Below are 18,769 nucleotides of genomic sequence, written 5' to 3'. Positions count from 1 at the left end.
TTAGCAAGAGAAATGTAAATAAAATGGAATAATATTTTATATTAGAAATTCATCTGAAAGTATTGTATTATCATTTACTAACAAAAAACTTAATAAAAGGAGAACACTAAATGAGCAACAAATCCTACTCTATCGGACTCGATATCGGAACAAACAGCGTCGGATGGGCCGTCATTACGGATGACTATAAGGTGCCATCGAAAAAGATGAAAGTTCTAGGCAATACAGATAAACACTTTATCAAGAAAAATCTAATTGGAGCTTTATTATTTGATGAAGGAGCTACTGCTGAAGATAGACGTTTCAAACGAACAGCACGCCGTCGCTATACTCGTCGAAAAAATCGTCTTCGCTATCTTCAAGAAATCTTTTCTGAGGAAATGAGCAAAGTGGATAGTAGTTTCTTTCATCGATTAGATGACTCATTCTTAGTTCCTGAGGATAAAAGAGGAAGTAAATATCCTATTTTTGCTACCTTGGCAGAAGAAAAAGAATATCACAAGAAATTTCCAACTATCTATCATTTGAGAAAACACCTTGCGGACTCAAAAGAAAAAACTGACTTGCGCTTGATCTATCTAGCATTAGCGCATATGATTAAATACCGCGGACATTTTTTGTATGAAGAATCTTTCGATATTAAAAACAATGATATCCAAAAAATCTTTAGCGAGTTTATAAGCATTTACGACAACACCTTTGAAGGAAGTTCACTTAGTGGACAAAATGCACAAGTAGAAGCAATTTTTACTGATAAAATTAGTAAATCTGCTAAGAGAGAACGCATTCTAAAACTCTTTGCTTATGAAAAATCCACTGATCTATTTTCAGAATTTCTCAAGCTGATTGTAGGAAATCAAGCTGATTTTAAGAAACACTTTGACTTGGAAGAAAAAGCTCCACTACAATTCTCTAAAGATACCTATGATGAGGATTTGGAAAACTTACTCGGACAAATTGGAGATGACTTTGCAGACCTTTTCCTAGTTGCTAAAAAACTCTATGATGCCATTCTTTTATCAGGAATCTTAACTGTTACAGATTCTTCAACTAAGGCCCCACTATCAGCATCTATGATTGAGCGCTATGAAAACCACCAAAAAGACTTAGCGGCTTTAAAACAATTCATCCAAAACAATCTTCAAGAAAAATATGATGAAGTTTTCTCTGACCAATCTAAAGATGGGTATGCTAGGTATATCAATGGCAAAACCACTCAAGAAGCATTTTACAAGTACATCAAAAATCTTCTCTCTAAATTCGAAGGATCAGATTATTTCCTTGATAAAATTGAACGTGAAGATTTCTTGAGAAAACAACGCACCTTTGATAATGGTTCTATCCCTCATCAAATTCATCTTCAAGAAATGAATGCCATTATCCGTCGGCAAGGAGAACATTATCCATTTCTGAAGGAATATAAAGAAAAGATAGAGACAATCTTGACTTTCCGTATTCCTTATTATGTTGGCCCATTGGCTCGTGGAAATCGTAATTTTGCTTGGCTTACTCGAAACTCTGACCAAGCAATCCGACCTTGGAATTTTGAAGAAATTGTTGATCAAGCAAGCTCTGCGGAAGAATTCATCAATAAGATGACTAACTATGACTTGTATCTGCCAGAGGAAAAAGTTTTGCCCAAGCATAGTCTCTTGTATGAAACATTTGCTGTCTACAATGAATTAACAAAAGTAAAATTTATTTCAGAGGGATTGAGAGACTATCAATTCCTTGATAGTGGGCAAAAGAAGCAAATTGTCAATCAATTATTCAAAGAGAAAAGAAAAGTAACTGAAAAAGACATCATTCAGTATCTACACAATGTTGATGGCTACGATGGAATCGAACTAAAAGGAATTGAAAAACAATTTAACGCTAGTCTTTCTACTTATCATGATTTACTCAAAATAATCAAGGATAAAGAGTTTATGGATGATCCTAAAAATGAAGAGATTCTTGAAAATATCGTCCACACACTAACTATCTTTGAAGATCGTGAGATGATCAAGCAACGCCTTGCTCAATATGCCTCTATCTTTGATAAAAAAGTGATCAAGGCACTGACTCGTCGACATTATACTGGTTGGGGAAAACTCTCTGCTAAGCTAATCAACGGTATCTGTGATAAAAAAACTGGTAAAACAATTCTTGACTACTTGATTGATGACGGCTACAGCAATCGTAACTTTATGCAGTTAATCAATGATGACGGGCTTTCCTTCAAAGATATTATTCAAAAAGCACAAGTGGTTGGTAAGACAAACGATGTGAAGCAAGTTGTCCAAGAACTCCCAGGTAGTCCTGCTATTAAAAAGGGAATTTTACAAAGTATCAAGCTTGTCGATGAGCTTGTCAAAGTTATGGGCCATGCTCCCGAGTCCATTGTGATTGAAATTGCACGAGAAAATCAGACAACTGCCAGAGGGAAAAAGAATTCTCAACAAAGATATAAGCGCATTGAAGATGCACTAAAAAATTTAGCACCTGGGCTTGATTCAAATATATTAAAAGAACATCCAACAGATAATATTCAACTTCAAAATGACCGTCTCTTCCTTTACTATCTCCAAAATGGGAAGGATATGTACACTGGAGAAGCTCTTGATATCAACCAACTGAGCAGCTATGACATTGACCACATCGTCCCACAGGCCTTTATCAAGGATGATTCTCTTGATAACCGTGTCTTGACTAGTTCAAAGGATAATCGTGGGAAATCCGATAATGTTCCAAGTTTAGAAGTCGTTCAAAAAAGAAAAGCTTTTTGGCAACAATTACTAGATTCCAAATTGATTTCAGAACATAAATTTAATAATTTAACCAAGGCTGAACGTGGTGGGCTAGATGAGCGAGATAAAGTTGGCTTTATCAGACGCCAACTAGTTGAAACACGGCAAATCACAAAACATGTTGCTCAGATTTTGGATGCCCGTTTTAATACAGAAGTGAATGAGAAAGATAAGAAGAACCGTACCGTCAAAATTATCACTTTGAAATCCAATCTAGTTTCCAACTTCCGTAAAGAATTTAAGTTATATAAGGTACGCGAAATCAATGACTACCACCATGCACATGATGCCTATTTAAATGCAGTGGTGGCTAAGGCTATCCTTAAGAAATATCCTAAACTAGAGCCTGAATTCGTCTATGGTGACTATCAAAAGTACGATATTAAGAGATATATTTCCAGATCCAAAGATCCTAAAGAAGTTGAAAAAGCAACTGAAAAGTATTTCTTCTACTCAAACTTGTTGAACTTCTTTAAAGAAGAGGTGCATTACGCAGACGGAACCATCGTAAAACGAGAGAATATCGAATACTCTAAGGACACTGGGGAAATCGCTTGGAATAAAGAAAAAGATTTCGCTACAATTAAAAAAGTTCTTTCACTTCCGCAGGTGAATATTGTGAAGAAAACAGAGATTCAAACACATGGTCTAGATAGAGGTAAACCTAGAGGATTGTTCAATTCCAATCCATCTCCTAAACCTTCAGAAGATCGTAAAGAAAACCTTGTCCCAATTAAACAAGGGCTTGACCCACGAAAATACGGTGGTTACGCTGGTATTTCTAACTCATACGCGGTCTTAGTTAAAGCTATTATTGAAAAAGGAGCGAAAAAACAACAAAAGACCGTTCTTGAATTTCAAGGTATCTCTATTTTAGATAAAATAAATTTTGAAAAGAACAAAGAAAACTATCTTCTTGAAAAAGGATACATAAAAATTCTATCAACTATTACTTTACCTAAATATAGTTTGTTTGAGTTTCCTGATGGTACAAGAAGAAGACTAGCAAGTATTCTATCGACAAACAATAAACGAGGAGAAATTCATAAAGGTAATGAATTGGTCATCCCTGAAAAGTATACGACTCTTTTGTATCATGCTAAGAATATTAATAAAACACTTGAACCAGAACACTTAGAGTATGTTGAGAAACATCGAAATGATTTTGCTAAACTTTTAGAATATGTACTTAACTTTAACGATAAGTATGTAGGCGCATTAAAAAATGGAGAAAGAATCAGACAAGCATTTATTGATTGGGAAACAGTTGATATCGAAAAGTTATGTTTCAGTTTCATTGGTCCAAGAAATAGTAAAAATGCTGGTTTATTCGAGTTAACTTCACAAGGAAGTGCTTCTGACTTCGAGTTCTTGGGAGTAAAAATTCCACGATACAGAGACTATACACCTTCTTCACTCCTCAACGCCACCCTCATCCACCAATCCATCACTGGTCTCTACGAGACTCGGATTGACTTAAGCAAATTAGGAGAAGACTAATGGGATGGAGAACTATTGTAGTCAATACGCACTCTAAACTCTCCTACAAGAATAACCACTTGATTTTTAAAGATGTCTCTCGGACAGAGTTAATTCACCTGTCCGAGGTGGACATCCTGCTTTTGGAGACGACAGATATTGTTCTCTCCACTATGCTGATAAAGCGCTTGGTGGATGAAAATATTCTGGTCATCTTTTGTGATGATAAACGCTTACCAACGGCATACTTAATGCCTTACTATGGTCGTCATGATTCCAGTTTGCAACTCTCTCGTCAAATTGCTTGGAATGAAGATGTAAAGGCGGAAATATGGACAACCATCATTGCACAAAAAATTCTCAATCAAGCTTTTTATCTGGGGAGTTGTGGTTTTCTGGAAAAGAGCCAGTCCGTCATTGATCTCTATCATGGGTTGGATTTGTTTGATCCTAGTAACCGTGAGGGACACGCAGCTCGTATTTATTTCAACACCTTGTTTGGAAATGATTTTAGTCGTGAGCAAGATAGTGATATCAATGCCGCCTTGGACTATGGCTACACCTTGATTTTGAGTATGTTTGCGCGTGAGATTGTTTTGTCTGGCTGCATGACTCAGTTTGGCTTGAAACATACCAATCAGTTTAATCAATTCAACCTAGCTAGTGATATTATGGAGCCTTTCCGTCCGATTATTGACCGAATTGTCTATGAAAATCGAAATAGTTCTTTTGTCAAAATCAAGCGAGAACTTTTTACTATTTTCTCAGACACCTTCCACTACAATGATAAAGATATGTACCTGTCCAATATCATCAGTGACTATACTAAGAAAGTCATCCAAGCTCTCAATCAACCCGAGAAAGGAGTTCCTGAGTTTAGGATATGAGTTATCGATATATGCGTATGATTTTAATGTTTGATATGCCAGTTGATACCGTAGAGGAACGCAAGGCCTATCGGAAATTTCGGAAGTTCCTCATAGATGAGGGATTTATCATGCACCAATTCTCCATCTATAGCAAACTCTTGCTCAACAACTCTGCTAATAACGCCATGATTGAGCGACTCAAGACCCATAACCCTAAAAAGGGGAACATTACTCTATTAACCATTACAGAAAAGCAGTTTTCTCGTATGATTTACTTAAATGGCGAGCGAAATACTAGTGTAGCAAACTCCGACGCACGCTTGGTCTTTCTAGGAGAGGAGCCTAGAGATGAAGATTAATTTCCCACTATTGGATGAACCATTAGCTATTGAAAATGCAACTTTTTTAGTGTTGGAAGACCAGTTTACCTTTTCAACTATCATCAAGCAATTCTACCAATATACTGATGATGGGGAGTTGAAGTTGTTTGATAGAAATCTAAAAGCTCTGAAAGAATCTGAGTTACTAGTGATAACGGATGTCTTAGGATACAATCTCAACTCACCTGCCATGCTCAAGCTGATACATTCTGACCTTGAAAATCAACTCAATGACAAACCAGAAGTCAAATCCATGATTGAAAAATTGGTAGCCACGATTACAGAATTATTGGCATTTGAGTGTTTAGAAAATGAACTAGACCTAGAATACGATGAAATCACCATTCTAGAGTTAATCGATGCGCTAGGAGTCAAAGTTGAAACTCTGAGTGACACACCTTTTGAAAAGATGCTAGAAATTGTCCAGGTTTTTAAATATCTTTCTAAAAAGAAACTCCTTGTTTTCATCAATGCATCCGCCTATCTATCAAAGGATGAGTTAGTAAATTTGATAGAGTATATCCAACTCAATCAACTGTCCGTCTTGTTTGTTGAGCCTCGGAAAATCTATGATTTTCCCCAGTACGTATTGGATCAAGACTATTTCTTGAACCCCGAAAATATGGTATAATAAAAGTAACAATTGGGACCTGACGAGCTGAAGTCTAGCTAGGACGAATGGCGCGATTACGAAATTTCGTGAGAAAAATTTTTCTACGAAGTTTTAGAGCTGTGTTGTTTCGAATGGTTCCAAAACATAAAAAATGCTTCTTGCAATACTACTTTTGTTTTAGAGCTGTGTTGTTTCGAATGGTTCCAAAACTAATGACCCTATCCCCACAGATAAAGATATGTTTTAGAGCTGTGTTGTTTCGAATGGTTCCAAAACTGAAGAACTTAGTAGATGTAATGGTGATATGTTTTAGAGCTGTGTTGTTTCGAATGGTTCCAAAACTGGCAAGTATGAAGTAGAGTGTGAGACGACGTTTTAGAGCTGTGTTGTTTCGAATGGTTCCAAAACAAAATCCAAAGTAAAAGAGAGAACGCCTGTGTTTTAGAGCTGTGTTGTTTCGAATGGTTCCAAAACACAAGATATACAAATGCTTAATATTAAGTTGTTTTAGAGCTGTGTTGTTTCGAATGGTTCCAAAACCCTGACAACCCAGCAGAGGGAAGGTTTGCGGTTTTAGAGCTGTGTTGTTTCGAATGGTTCCAAAACAGACGGGCTAGAATCGTTTGCGATGGCGAAGTTTTAGAGCTGTGTTGTTTCGAATGGTTCCAAAACGTGATGGTGCATAACTTTGAAAAGCGAATGGTTTTAGAGCTGTGTTGTTTCGAATGGTTCCAAAACACCAGATAACGTAACTACTGAAGTGAACAAGTTTTAGAGCTGTGTTGTTTCGAATGGTTCCAAAACCAAAATAAACCTTTACAACTGAATCAAAGTGTTTTAGAGCTGTGTTGTTTCGAATGGTTCCAAAACTACCGCTTGTTGTTCTTCTACAAACAACTCGTTTTAGAGCTGTGTTGTTTCGAATGGTTCCAAAAACACATTAAAAGCTACTCATTTTTTAAGTAGCTTTTTTCTTATTCAAGTTTACATATTAGTCGTCAAAAACCCATTCCCTTGTAGAGAAGCAAGACCGCCAGTCCTACGAATAACACTACCGCTCCTAACCTCTGGCTGGTACTATACATCCGTCTTTCTCCTCGAACTGGAAAGATAATTGCTAGAAATGCTCCGCCAACTGCTCCCCCGATATGGCCTGCTAGGCTGATTCCTGGAATCAGAACACTTCCAATAATATTAACCACAAAAAGTGTCAGATAGGATTGCCCCAACTGCTGGATATAAGGATTACGCGTTGCATAGCGAAGAACAATAATTGCAGCAAATAGCCCATAGAGAGAAGTAGAAGCTCCTGCTGCTAAGGATTTGGGACTAAATACAAAAACAAAGAGATTACCCATCATTCCTGATAAAAGATAGAGAAAGAAAAACTTCTTGGATCCGAAAATTTCCTCTACTTGCCTACCAAGATAATAGAGCGAAAGCATATTAACAATGAAATGCTCCCAACCAATATGAACAAAAATGGCAGAAAAGAGACGCCAAATCTGCTCGGGAAAGAGGCGAATAGCCGGCCCATACATGGCTCCAAATCGAAATAATGTATCCGCCCTGTCAAAGTTTCCACCTGTAGTCACCAACATTAGTAGAAACACCAAGGCCGTCACTAAGAGGAAGAAACTCGTCACAGGATAACGTCTATCAAAGATTTCCTTCATCAATTAAAACCTCCTGAACAGGAATATCATGATTTTCAGGCATGAATTGCTGAACTTGACAAGGATAAACCGTACTCAAAGTATGACCAGAAAAATGTTCCAGATAACGGTCATAATAGCCTCCACCGTATCCTATCCGATATCCTTTCGTCGTAAAAACCAAGCCAGGAACATGAATCAAATCAATCTGAGAGGCATCTACCACTTCCAAATCTCCCTGTGGTTCCAGTAAGCCAAAGGAAGTTTTTACCAACTGCTGTGGATGATAGACCACAAAGTCCATGCGCCCCTTGGGATAGGTTTTGGGTATCAAAACCTTCTTGCCGTCCTTCAGTGCCTGTTCAATCAGTCCCTGCGTTTGAAACTCATGAGGAAAAGAGAGGTAGGTTGCGATGACCTTAGCTTCTTGGTAAAAGGGGTGTTGTAAAAGTCGCTCGGTTAAAGCTTGGTCTATAATCTGTTTTTGCTCTCGAGGTAAAGCCTTCATTTCTTGTAAGACTTGCTTACGTAATTCCGATTTCATAGACAACCCCTCTACTCTGCTACCTTCTTTTTCAGGAAACTAGAGACCGCATCCACCCCAATAGCTAATGCTTCTTCCTTAGGATTCATCTGAGGGTGATGAAGGGCACAGGGACTATCAATACCTAGCCAGAACATAACGCCATCAACTTTTGAAAGGAGATAACCAAAGTCTTCACCTGTCATAGCAGGTTCGATATCAATCAACTCAATTCCCTCTTTTTCTTCAAAGAAGTCCATCAGTTCACGCGCCAAGGCTGGATGGTTCTCAACAGGCAGGTAACCACCTTGTTTGAGTTCCACTTCGACTTCCATACCAAAGGCAGCTGCAACTCCTTCTGCAACTGTTTTGACCCGCTTTTGTACCAAGAGACTCATGTCCTGAGTCAAGGCCCGAATAGTTCCATGCAAAAAGGCTGTGTCTGTTATAACATTGTTGGTTGTTCCAGCCTGAAAAACGCCAAAAGTCACCACTGCTCCCTCGATTGGATTAACATTGCGGCTGACAACTGACTGTACTTGGGTCACAAAGTAACTAGCAGCCACCAAGGCGTCATTAGCTTCATGTGGAAAGGCTGCGTGGCCACCTTTGCCTTTGAAACGGATCTTCACCTCACAAGTCCCTGCAAAGAGTGTATGAGTATTGGTCGCAATCTGACCAACCTTCAAATCTGGCCTAACATGAAGGCCATAAAATTGATCTGGTAGCCAATCTCCAAAAGCCCCGTCCTCATACATAAGCATACCACCTGCTTCATTTTCTTCAGCAGGTTGAAACAGAAAGAGCAGATTATTCTTGGGTTGCTCCTCAAGGGCTCGCTCAAGACAGCCTAAAGCAATAGTCATGTGGAAATCATGTCCACAAGCATGCATGCGACCTTGGTGTTGGGAAGAAAAAGATAGTCCTGTTTGTTCGACGATAGGCAGGCCATCAATATCTGTTCTCCAACCAATGGTACGCTCTGGCTGACTTCCCTGCAAATAAACCAAAATCCCTGTCCGCCAAGTTCGAACTTGGACAAAATCCTTGCCCGCAGTCAATTTCTCAATCACATCCAGCAGATAAGCCTGAGTCTTGAACTCCTCCAAGCCAATCTCTGGAATCTGGTGCAAATCTCGTCTAGTCTGAATCAAATCTAACATCTATCTATCCTCCGATATAGCAGAAAGAGGCTGGAAGAAGGGTTCCGCCTCTTTATTACTTTTACAATTATAAGGTACGAAGCGCATCCTCTAGCGCTGTTTTTTGTTGAGTTTGGGCATCAATCTCTTTGATGATACGAGCTGGAACACCTGCTACCACCACGTTTTCTGGGACATCTTGGGTAACAATAGCTCCTGCTGCGACAACTGAACCACTACCGATTTGGACCCCTTCGATAACCACTGCGTTGGCCCCGATGAGAACATTGTCTCCTACACGGACTGGTTCTGCGCTAGCTGGCTCAATCACACCTGCAAGAACCGCACCTGCACCAACGTGACTGTTTTTCCCAACGATAGCACGGCCACCAAGGATGGCACCCATGTCAATCATAGTTCCTGCACCAATTTCAGCACCGATATTGATAACAGCCCCCATCATGATAACAGCATTGTCTCCAATTTCAACTTGGTCACGGATAATAGCACCTGGCTCGATACGAGCGTTGATAGCACGTTTGTCTAGCAAGGGAACTGCAGAATTACGAGCATCTTGCTCAACAACATAGTCTTGATTTTCTACCAAACCATCGAGAAGCGGAGCCACGTCCTTCCAGTCTCCGAATAGAACATTTCCTAGTTTAACAACAGAGCTAGGTACAGCAGTTGCGAGTTGTCCCTCAAAGGTTACTTTCACACTGGTTTTCTTTTCAGCATTGGCGATAAATTGAATAATTTCTTGTGCGTTCATTTTTGTAGCAGTCATAGGCACCTCCTAGTTCATTTTAATGATACCTATTCTACCAAAAAAGGCCTCAAATTTGAAGCCTTTTTGTTTGTTTTTAGGTATGATTTTTAGGGATGTGAGATAAAACGTGCTGTCGGTAAAAGCAAGCCCCTACCGATACAACCTAAAAACACTCTTCACAACTATCTCCCCGTGTTTTATTGACTATTCCAGTATAGCACACTTTTAGAATTAAGAAAAGACTTTTTATTTACTTTCTTTCGCTTCTTCTACCGATAGGAAAATCATGGGCAAAATAATCAAGGCCATAGCTAGGAGAAGGGACCAATCCACTACCAAGCCTAAAAATAAAACACTCAAAAGGGCAGAAGAGAGAGGTTCACTGGCACTGATAACGGAAACCACCAAAGGAGAAACCAAGGAAACAGCCTTCATGGAAATAAAAAAGGCAAAAGCTGTTCCAAAGAAAGCGATAATGAGACAAATCAAGATACTCCAAATATCCAGAGTAAAGGAAAGCTGATAAACTGGTGAGAGAACATTGCTAAATAAACCTGCCAAAATCATCCCCCACCCAACCGTGGGTACAAAACCATAACGCTTAGCAAAAGGTTGAGGTAAGATAACATTAAACATGACCCCCATGGCACTCAGCAAACCCGTCACAAGTGCTAGTGGTGTCATGGATAATTGAGAGAGATCTCCCTTTGTCGCCATCAGGCAAACACCCAACATGGCAACCAAAACATAAAGAATAGCACTTTTTGACGCTCGTTTTTGATAAACCAAGCGATTGTAAAAGAGGATAAAGACAGGGCTAATAAACTGTAAAATAGTTGCTGTCGCTGCATTAGAATATTCTACGCAGAGGTAGAAAAAATACTGAACTGAAAAAATCCCCAAAATAGCATAGGCTAAAAAGGGTAGGTAATTTTTCTTATCTCGCCAAATATCTAGCACTTGCGATTTTAATTGCACTGCAGACCAAATGAGCACAAGACTCCCTGCCAGTGTCAAACGCATGGAGGTAATCCAGCCCGAAGACACCTGATAATGAGTAAAGAAATATTCTCCTAAAATTCCACAGATTCCCCAGATTAAGCCAGATAGGAGCGAATAGATGGTTCCTTTAACAATCTTTTTCTGATACTGATTCATACCTTTATTGTAACACGAAAGGAAAAAAGAAAAAAGTGGCAATCAATGCCACTTTCCTATCTTCTACTATTTGGTTGTGTAGATGATGAACTTGATGTACTGCTAGAACTACTACTTGAACTTGGCGTAGATGAGAAACTACCAATAATACTTGACCAAGCATTTTGATAATCTGCTTCACTTCCTCCAATAGCAAAGTGATAGCTTGTTGTAGGAGCTCCCGCCTTATTAGCCCAATAGCTCGTTACAGTAGAACCTGAAAGATCAACTGTTTTTCCATTAACGGATACTTTGCCTGGCTTCTGTCCTGTAGATCTGAGGACCTGAGATTGGGTCACACTAGAATCAAGATTAAAGCGTTCATTGCCCCAAACACCAGGCTCAGCCTGTTGGATAGCATTGACCAAGTAAGCCATATATTTGGCATTTCGATAATGCCCAGCCCCCTTAGCCATTGGGCGGTTGTCGTCATGCCCTAGCCAACCACCTAGAGTCAATCTTGGTGTTGACAGCATGAGCCACATATTTTCATCTTCATTAGTTGTACCAGTCTTACCAATCCAGTCTGCACGAGCTAAGCTTGAATTGATGGAAGCCAAATCCGTTTGGAAACTTGAAGTGATCCGAGATGAAATCACCTCACGAAGCAAACTCTGCATAATTGTTGCTGTTGCCTTCGAGTACACTTGAACTGGCTTGTCTTGGAATTCATAGATTACTCTACCATCAGATGATTCAATCTTAGAAATCACATGTTTCTGATGGTAGACACCGTTATTGGCAATTGTTTGATAACCATTGGTATGCTGGGCAACTGTGACTTCAATCCCACCACCCATAGGCAGACTTTCGATACCGTACTCCGGAATCTCGTAACCCATTTTCTCCATGTAACCCTTGACATCCACACCCTTCTCACGTAGCATGCGATAGGTCCAATAGGCTGGGATATTCCACGAATAGTTCAAGGCTTCACCCAAAGTCATCATGCCTGTACCTGGACTATTTACATACATGATAGGATTGCCATTAGAGAATTTTGTCGGATAATTGGACAAGATACTAGCGCTTCCCATCAAACCTTGGTCAATGGCAATCCCGTAGGCCAACAAAGGCTTGGTTGTAGAGGCTGGCGAACGCTTGGTGTCGAAGGCGTGATTGTTTTGGTTAGTCTGGTAATTACGACCACCAACAAAACCTAGAACAGCCCCCGTTTTATTGTCCATCAAAACATTCCCTACTTCAGGCTGCCCAGTCGCATCATCTACCAAACGACCGTAGTTAGCAACTGCATTTTGCATGGCGTTATGGATTTTTTTATTGATCGTTGTAGTAATTTTGTAACCGCCATTACTTAGCTCCAGCTCAGCTCGCTCATGATAGGCCTTTTGAACCGCTTCCTTTTTCAACTCCTGACTAGAGACATTGTCCTGTTGAACTAAATAATCATACATACGGTCTGTCGCTTCAGCCATAGCCGTAAAGTAAAGGTAATCCCTCGAAACAGCATTGATAGATCCTGATGGCAAGAAATCTTGCTTGAGATTATAATCCTTGTACTGGTCATATTCTTCCTGAGTCAGAGCACCCGTACGGTACATGTTGTAGAGAACATCCTTGGCCCGCTTCAAACCAAGTTCTAAGTCTTCATCACTCTTTAACTCTCCAGTATTTTCATAAGGGGAATAAGTAATCGGACTCTGTGGCAAACCTGCTAGGAAGGCAGCTTGGGGAATACTCAGCTTGTTGGCATCGATACCGAAAATCCCTTCAGCAGCTTGCTGGGCACCTGCAATATTCTGCCCTTTATGATTTCGACCAAAGGGAGCAACATTGAGATAAGTAGTCAAGATTTCATCCTTACTCATGCTGCGTTCCAAGGCAAGGGCATCAACAATTTCTGTAGCCTTACGAGCCAAAGTCGGAGCATCTCCAACCACTTGTTGTTTGATTAACTGTTGGGTCAAGGTCGAGCCCCCGCTAGATGAGCCCAAACCTGCAAAGGTTCCCAAAGTCGCCCGAATCACAGCTTTTGGCACAACCCCATTATGTTCAAGAAAATGTTCGTCCTCAGTTGCAACGATAGCCTTTTTGAGATTGTCCGATATTTCCTCAGATGAGACAGAAGTTCTCAGTAAATCACTCTCGATAGAAGCAATGACACTCCCATCTGCATAAACAATTTCTGAGATAGAAGAAATATTTTTAACCTGCTTGACCAAGTCCTCCGATTGGGGAACCTTAGCCTTGTCAAACAAAGCAACTCCATAACCAAGAGCTACACCAGCACCAAAAAGTCCACCGATAAAGCCTAGAATAAAGAGAGTATTCAAAATTCCCTTAATAGCAACTAAAATGCTACCTAGGATAGCCAGAACTTTCCCACCTGTCCCATCCGACTGCTTCTCTTCTGAGACTTTCTCTGATTTTTTATGATTTATGTTTGATTTTACTAGCTGGAAAAATTCCAGCATTTTTCGTTTTAATTCATTTAATTGATTTTGCATGGATTTCCTCACTCTATCTATTATACCATAAAAGGTAAACTTTCAATAAAATAGCCACTTTCTTCCTTATTCTACTAGGCTATTGCCCAAGTTTGTGATACAATAGTTAGAAACAATATTTTTAAAAAGGAGAAAAGACACATGCACATTTTTGATGAGCTAAAAGAGCGTGGTTTGATTTTTCAAACGACTGATGAAGAAGCTTTGCGTAAAGCCCTAGAAGAAGGTCAAGTTTCTTATTATACTGGCTACGATCCAACTGCTGACAGCCTTCACCTAGGCCACCTTGTCGCAATCTTGACAAGTCGTCGCTTGCAGCTAGCAGGTCACAAACCCTATGCGCTCGTTGGCGGTGCTACAGGTCTCATCGGAGATCCGTCCTTCAAAGATGCTGAACGTAGTCTCCAAACAAAAGACACAGTAGATGGCTGGGTCAAGTCTATCCAAGGACAACTTTCTCGTTTTCTTGACTTTGAAAATGGGGAAAACAAGGCTGTCATGGTCAACAACTACGACTGGTTTGGCAGCATCAGCTTCATTGATTTCCTCCGTGATATCGGAAAATACTTTACTGTCAACTACATGATGAGCAAGGAGTCTGTGAAAAAACGGATTGAAACAGGAATTTCTTACACTGAGTTCGCTTACCAAATCATGCAAGGTTACGACTTCTTCGTCCTTAACCAAGACCACAACGTAACGCTTCAAATCGGTGGTTCTGACCAGTGGGGAAATATGACAGCTGGTACTGAATTGCTTCGTCGTAAAGCTGATAAGACTGGTCACGTTATCACTGTACCACTGATTACCGATGCAACTGGTAAGAAATTTGGTAAATCAGAAGGAAACGCAGTCTGGCTCAATCCTGAAAAGACTTCTCCATACGAAATGTACCAATTCTGGATGAACGTTATGGACGCTGACGCTGTTCGCTTCTTGAAGATCTTTACTTTCTTGTCACTCGATGAGATTGAAGACATCCGTAAACAATTTGAAGCAGCTCCACACGAACGTTTGGCACAAAAAGTCTTGGCTCGTGAAGTCGTTACTCTTGTTCACGGAGAAGAAGCTTACAAAGAAGCTCTTAACATCACTGAGCAACTCTTTGCAGGAAACATCAAAAATCTTTCTGTTAAAGAGCTCAAACAAGGACTTCGTGGAGTGCCAAACTACCAAGTTCAAGCAGATGAAAATCACAATATTGTGGAACTGCTCGTCTCATCTGGTGTGGTTAACTCAAAACGCCAAGCCCGTGAAGACGTCCAAAACGGAGCTATCTACGTCAACGGCGACCGCATCCAAGACCTTGACTATGTCTTGAGTGACGCAGATAAGTTAGAGAACGAACTGACTGTTATCCGTCGTGGGAAGAAAAAATACTTTGTTTTGACTTACTAAACTATTCAACATTTATCTATAAACAAAGGAGTTATCCTCGAGAAAGGTAACTCCTTTTTGCTGTTAATAAATCTCATCTATCTATTTTTAATAGACAGACTACGCAGTACAATGCGCAAGGTTGTTAGATTATGTAAGATAGAGAGATTTGAAGGACTGAGCCAATTAAATAAGCCAAAGCCAATCAAACTACTATTTACGACAACGGTATCTTGAATATTCTTCTTGATGAGTGTTTGCAAAGATGATGATAGCCAATCCAACTCTTGGAAGAAATCCAAGCGATTATCTAACAATAAGATATCGCTCATCTGCTTAGAAATGTCTGCACTCTCATTCATCACCACACCGATATCTGATAGGGTTAGAGCCGCTGAGTCATTCAATCCATCTCCAACCATCAAAATAGTGTGACCTGCTTTCTGCAGTTCCTCTACTAACTCAAATTTCCCATCAGGTTTCAAGTCTGTATAGACCTGATCAAAGGGTAAATCTTTGACTAATTCCTCTGTCCTAACCAAGGTGTCCCCTGTTGCCAGAATCAATTTTTTCCCTTGTGCCTTAAGTTTCTCCAAGGCTGCTTTTGCTTCTTTTCTCAAAGGAGTATGAATGCAGAACATTCCAATCAATTCATTCTGATAAGCCAAGAATAAGAGATTATAGTGACTCTTGTACTCTTCAATTAAAGCATTTTGTTCTGAACTGATATGAATTTGCTCATCCTGCATCAAAACATAATTCCCAATAAGAACTGGTTGCCCATCTATATGAGATTTGATCCCCTTGCTTGCGATATATTGGAGTTTCCCATGCATTTCCTCATGTTCAATCCCCTCTATCTCAGCTTGCTTGACGATGGCATTAGCAATAGGATGATAAATGTGTTCCTCAAGACAGGCACTGATTCTGAGAATATCTTCCTCACTATAGTCCCCAAAAGGTAACACCTTTTCAACTATAGGATAACTAGTTGTGATTGTTCCCGTCTTATCAAACAAGAAAGTATCAACTTCCAGATATTTCTCCAGAACATCCCCATCCTTAATCACCATTTCACGATTCAACCCCTCCTTGATAGCTGTTAAATAAGCTACAGGAGTAGAGATTTTCAAAGCGCAGGAGAAATCGACCAATAGGAAAGAAATAGCCTTAGAAAAAGAACCTGTTAATAGGTAAGTCAGACCAGCCCCCAAGAAATTATATTTGACGACCTTGTCCGCCATTTTGATGAAATAGCGTTGTTTCGTTTTCTTGTTTTCTTCAGATTTCTTCATCAACTCAATCAGCTGTAAAATCCGGCTGTTCATCTGATTATCGGTTACACGAATGCGCAACTCTCCAGTTTCTAATACTGTATTTGCACAAACCAAATCAGACTCTCTTTTTTCAACTGGAAAACTCTCTCCTGTCAAAGAACTTTCGTTGACCATACCTAAACCTGAAACTACTTGTCCATCAAACAGAATTTCATTCCCTTGAGATAAGACCAAGACATCTCCTATTTGAACATCGGAACTCTTGATACTAACAACCGTATCGCCCTGTACTAGGAATACATCGCTCTCTTTTGCAAGAAGACTCTGTTCTAAATCCGTTGCAGTTTTTTTCAAGGACCACTGATCTAAATGATTCCCCAAATCAAGCATAAACATGATATTGCTAGCTGTCTTGGATTGGTTCATAAACAAGGACAATAAAATCGCCGAACAGTCCAAGACCTCCATCGTTAGTTCCTTACGCGCTAGTGTTTGATAGGCTTCTCTAATATAGCCAAAAGCCTGATAACAAGTCCATATATAGCGAATAGGGTACGGCACAAAACTACGAAAAAGTATACGCTTAATCGCTGCACCTGAAACAATAGAATAAGCACTCTCTTCTCTACGAATGGGAAGAGTCATCAACTCAGAAACTTTCCCTTTATCAATTCTTTTTAAAAAGGCTTCTGCATTATCTAATACAGAAAAGCCTTCTTTTATACGTAGAGTAAAGTGCTGTTGATCCATGTAAAACTGGATAGACTCAATCCCCTTTTCATCTCTCGCCAAGGAACGAAGATAGTCTTGAATATCCAAGGTGAGTGAAAAAGAAGATGATAGTCGGATATGTTGGTATCCTCTATGTAGCACTTTAAAAGACATATTATTCCCCTATAAGGCTATCTAATTGCTCTTCTTTTTTCTCTTGCTCGTACAAATATTTGGCATCTTGCAAGACATCGTCTCCATGTTGTTTCACAACAGAAACAGATGCATCTAGCCCGTCTTTCAACTTGTAAGCCTTAGCCAAAGCTTTAGAATAACCTTTTTTAGCTTCCTTACTTGCCAAGATTTTCAAACCAAGGGTACCAAATGCGACACCACCCAAAAAGAGTGATGATTTTTTCGCAACTTTTGCGACGGTTAGTACTTCTTTTAACATACTTATTTCCTCCTTATCATTATTATATAGCAATTTAGATATAAAAGCAATGTCATTTCATAAATTGGAGAATTAGTTTTATTTCTACTGAATCTCCCATCTACTTATTCCTAAAGTTGCTTTCATTTGCCTCTTTTGATACACTTAAACTATGAATACAAATCTCAAACCCAAACTTCAGCGTTTTGCTTCTGCTACTGCCTTTGCCTGTCCTATCTGTCAAGAAAATCTGACTCTGGTAGAGAGCAGTCTCAAATGCAACAATCGCCATTCTTTTGACTTGGCTAAATTTGGCTATGTCAATCTGGCACCTCAAATCAAGCAATCTACCAACTACGACAAGGAAAATTTTCAAAACCGTCAACAAATCCTAGAAGCTGGTTTTTACCAGGCTATTCTAGAGGCCGTCTCTGATTTACTTTCAAACTCAAAAAATGCCAAAACAATTTTAGATATCGGTTGTGGTGAAGGATTCTATTCTCGCAAGCTTCAAGAAAGGCATCCTGACAAAACCTTCTATGCCTTTGATATTTCCAAAGATTCCGTCCAAATCGCTGCCAAGAGTGAACCCAACTGGGCAGTCAATTGGTTCGTTGGGGACCTTTCTCGCCTTCCTCTGCAAGATGCCAGTATGGATATCTTACTTGATCTCTTTTCCCCTGCCAATTACGGAGAATTTCGTCGCGTTTTATCCAAAGACGGTATCTTGATAAAGGTTATTCCAACTAAAAATCACCTCAAGGAAATCCGTCAGAAGGTACAAGACCAGCTGACAAACAAGGACTATTCCAACCAAGATATCAAAAATCATTTCCAAAACAACTTCACTATCTTATCCAGTAAAACTGCCTCACTAACCAAGCCTATCACAGCAGAGCAACTCCAAGCCCTACTCAGCATGACGCCCCTACTCTTTCACATCGACCAGACTAAGATTGACTGGAGCCAACTGACAGAGATTACCATCGAAGCAGAGATACTTGTTGGGAAAACATTCTAAACTAGACTTCCCAAAAGCAGACAACTTATAAAAAATCTTTAATATTACAAAAATGCATAAGAACAG

At 39.7% G+C, this 18,769-nt stretch carries 14 protein-coding genes and 1 CRISPR repeat array; of the genes, 6 read left to right on the top strand and 8 right to left on the bottom strand.

All coding sequences use genetic code 11. The annotated features are described in order from the left end of the window. The first annotated feature begins 110 nt into the window (after positions 1–110). The 4 genes from cas9 to csn2 are packed head-to-tail and all read left to right on the top strand — an operon-like array spanning position 111 to position 6,148. On the top strand, positions 111–4,289 hold the full coding sequence (gene cas9, locus B7703_RS03360; protein ID WP_084923624.1) for a type II CRISPR RNA-guided endonuclease Cas9: 4,179 nt from the start codon (positions 111–113) through the stop codon (positions 4,287–4,289). After that, a complete protein-coding gene (gene cas1 / locus B7703_RS03355) occupies positions 4,289–5,155 on the top strand; it encodes a type II CRISPR-associated endonuclease Cas1 (protein ID WP_084923623.1) in 867 nt (288 codons plus the stop codon). The genes cas9 and cas1 overlap by 1 nt, the downstream gene beginning before the upstream one ends. Further along, a complete protein-coding gene (gene cas2 / locus B7703_RS03350; RefSeq protein ID WP_000122198.1) occupies positions 5,152–5,496 on the top strand; it encodes a CRISPR-associated endonuclease Cas2 in 345 nt (114 codons plus the stop codon). Before cas1 ends, cas2 begins: the two co-directional genes overlap by 4 nt. Next, on the top strand, positions 5,486–6,148 hold the full coding sequence (gene csn2, locus B7703_RS03345; RefSeq protein ID WP_084923621.1) for a type II-A CRISPR-associated protein Csn2: 663 nt from the start codon (positions 5,486–5,488) through the stop codon (positions 6,146–6,148). Before cas2 ends, csn2 begins: the two co-directional genes overlap by 11 nt. A 90-nt stretch (positions 6,149–6,238) precedes the next feature. Further along, positions 6,239–7,066: a CRISPR direct-repeat array (repeat unit 36 nt; unit sequence GTTTTAGAGCTGTGTTGTTTCGAATGGTTCCAAAAC). 62 nt (positions 7,067–7,128) lie between these two features. Here the strand turns inward: csn2 and B7703_RS03340 are convergent. From B7703_RS03340 to pbp1b, 6 genes are all read right to left on the bottom strand, one after another. Then, on the bottom strand, positions 7,129–7,806 hold the full coding sequence (locus tag B7703_RS03340) for a rhomboid family intramembrane serine protease (protein ID WP_084923620.1): 678 nt from the start codon (positions 7,804–7,806) through the stop codon (positions 7,129–7,131). Next, complete coding sequence (locus B7703_RS03335; protein ID WP_084923618.1) at positions 7,790–8,329, bottom strand: 5-formyltetrahydrofolate cyclo-ligase; 540 nt, start codon at positions 8,327–8,329, stop codon at positions 7,790–7,792. The genes B7703_RS03340 and B7703_RS03335 overlap by 17 nt, the downstream gene beginning before the upstream one ends. Positions 8,330–8,340: 11 nt before the next feature. Continuing rightward, complete coding sequence (locus B7703_RS03330) at positions 8,341–9,471, bottom strand: N-acetyldiaminopimelate deacetylase (protein ID WP_084923617.1); 1,131 nt, start codon at positions 9,469–9,471, stop codon at positions 8,341–8,343. Positions 9,472–9,538: 67 nt separating this feature from the next. Next, positions 9,539–10,237, bottom strand: coding sequence for a 2,3,4,5-tetrahydropyridine-2,6-dicarboxylate N-acetyltransferase (gene dapD, locus B7703_RS03325; protein WP_000127460.1), 699 nt, complete (start codon positions 10,235–10,237; stop codon positions 9,539–9,541). A 228-nt stretch (positions 10,238–10,465) separates the two neighbouring features. After that, a complete protein-coding gene (locus tag B7703_RS03320) occupies positions 10,466–11,377 on the bottom strand; it encodes a DMT family transporter (RefSeq protein WP_084923615.1) in 912 nt (303 codons plus the stop codon). 56 nt (positions 11,378–11,433) lie between these two features. Then, a complete protein-coding gene (gene pbp1b, locus B7703_RS03315; RefSeq protein WP_084923613.1) occupies positions 11,434–13,884 on the bottom strand; it encodes a penicillin-binding protein PBP1B in 2,451 nt (816 codons plus the stop codon). A gap of 141 nt (positions 13,885–14,025) precedes the next feature. Here pbp1b and tyrS point away from each other — a divergent pair, with 141 nt between their 5' ends. Continuing rightward, complete coding sequence (gene tyrS, locus B7703_RS03310) at positions 14,026–15,282, top strand: tyrosine--tRNA ligase (protein ID WP_000546884.1); 1,257 nt, start codon at positions 14,026–14,028, stop codon at positions 15,280–15,282. Positions 15,283–15,359: 77 nt separating this feature from the next. Here tyrS and B7703_RS03305 read toward each other — a convergent pair whose 3' ends face one another. Further along, on the bottom strand, positions 15,360–17,423 hold the full coding sequence (locus tag B7703_RS03305; protein WP_049500520.1) for a heavy metal translocating P-type ATPase: 2,064 nt from the start codon (positions 17,421–17,423) through the stop codon (positions 15,360–15,362). Between the two features lies 1 nt (position 17,424). Continuing rightward, positions 17,425–17,703, bottom strand: a complete 279-nt coding sequence (locus B7703_RS03300; RefSeq protein WP_000910910.1) for a DUF6110 family protein — start codon at positions 17,701–17,703, stop codon at positions 17,425–17,427. A gap of 151 nt (positions 17,704–17,854) precedes the next feature. Here B7703_RS03300 and B7703_RS03295 point away from each other — a divergent pair, with 151 nt between their 5' ends. Beyond that, complete coding sequence (locus tag B7703_RS03295) at positions 17,855–18,703, top strand: putative RNA methyltransferase (RefSeq protein WP_084923612.1); 849 nt, start codon at positions 17,855–17,857, stop codon at positions 18,701–18,703. Positions 18,704–18,769: the final 66 nt, after the last annotated feature.

The organism is Streptococcus mitis, assembly GCF_002096735.1.
Lineage (GTDB): Bacteria > Bacillota > Bacilli > Lactobacillales > Streptococcaceae > Streptococcus > Streptococcus mitis_CZ.
The sequence above is the reverse complement of the archived record's forward strand: the minus strand, read 5'-3'. Positions and strand labels throughout refer to the sequence as shown.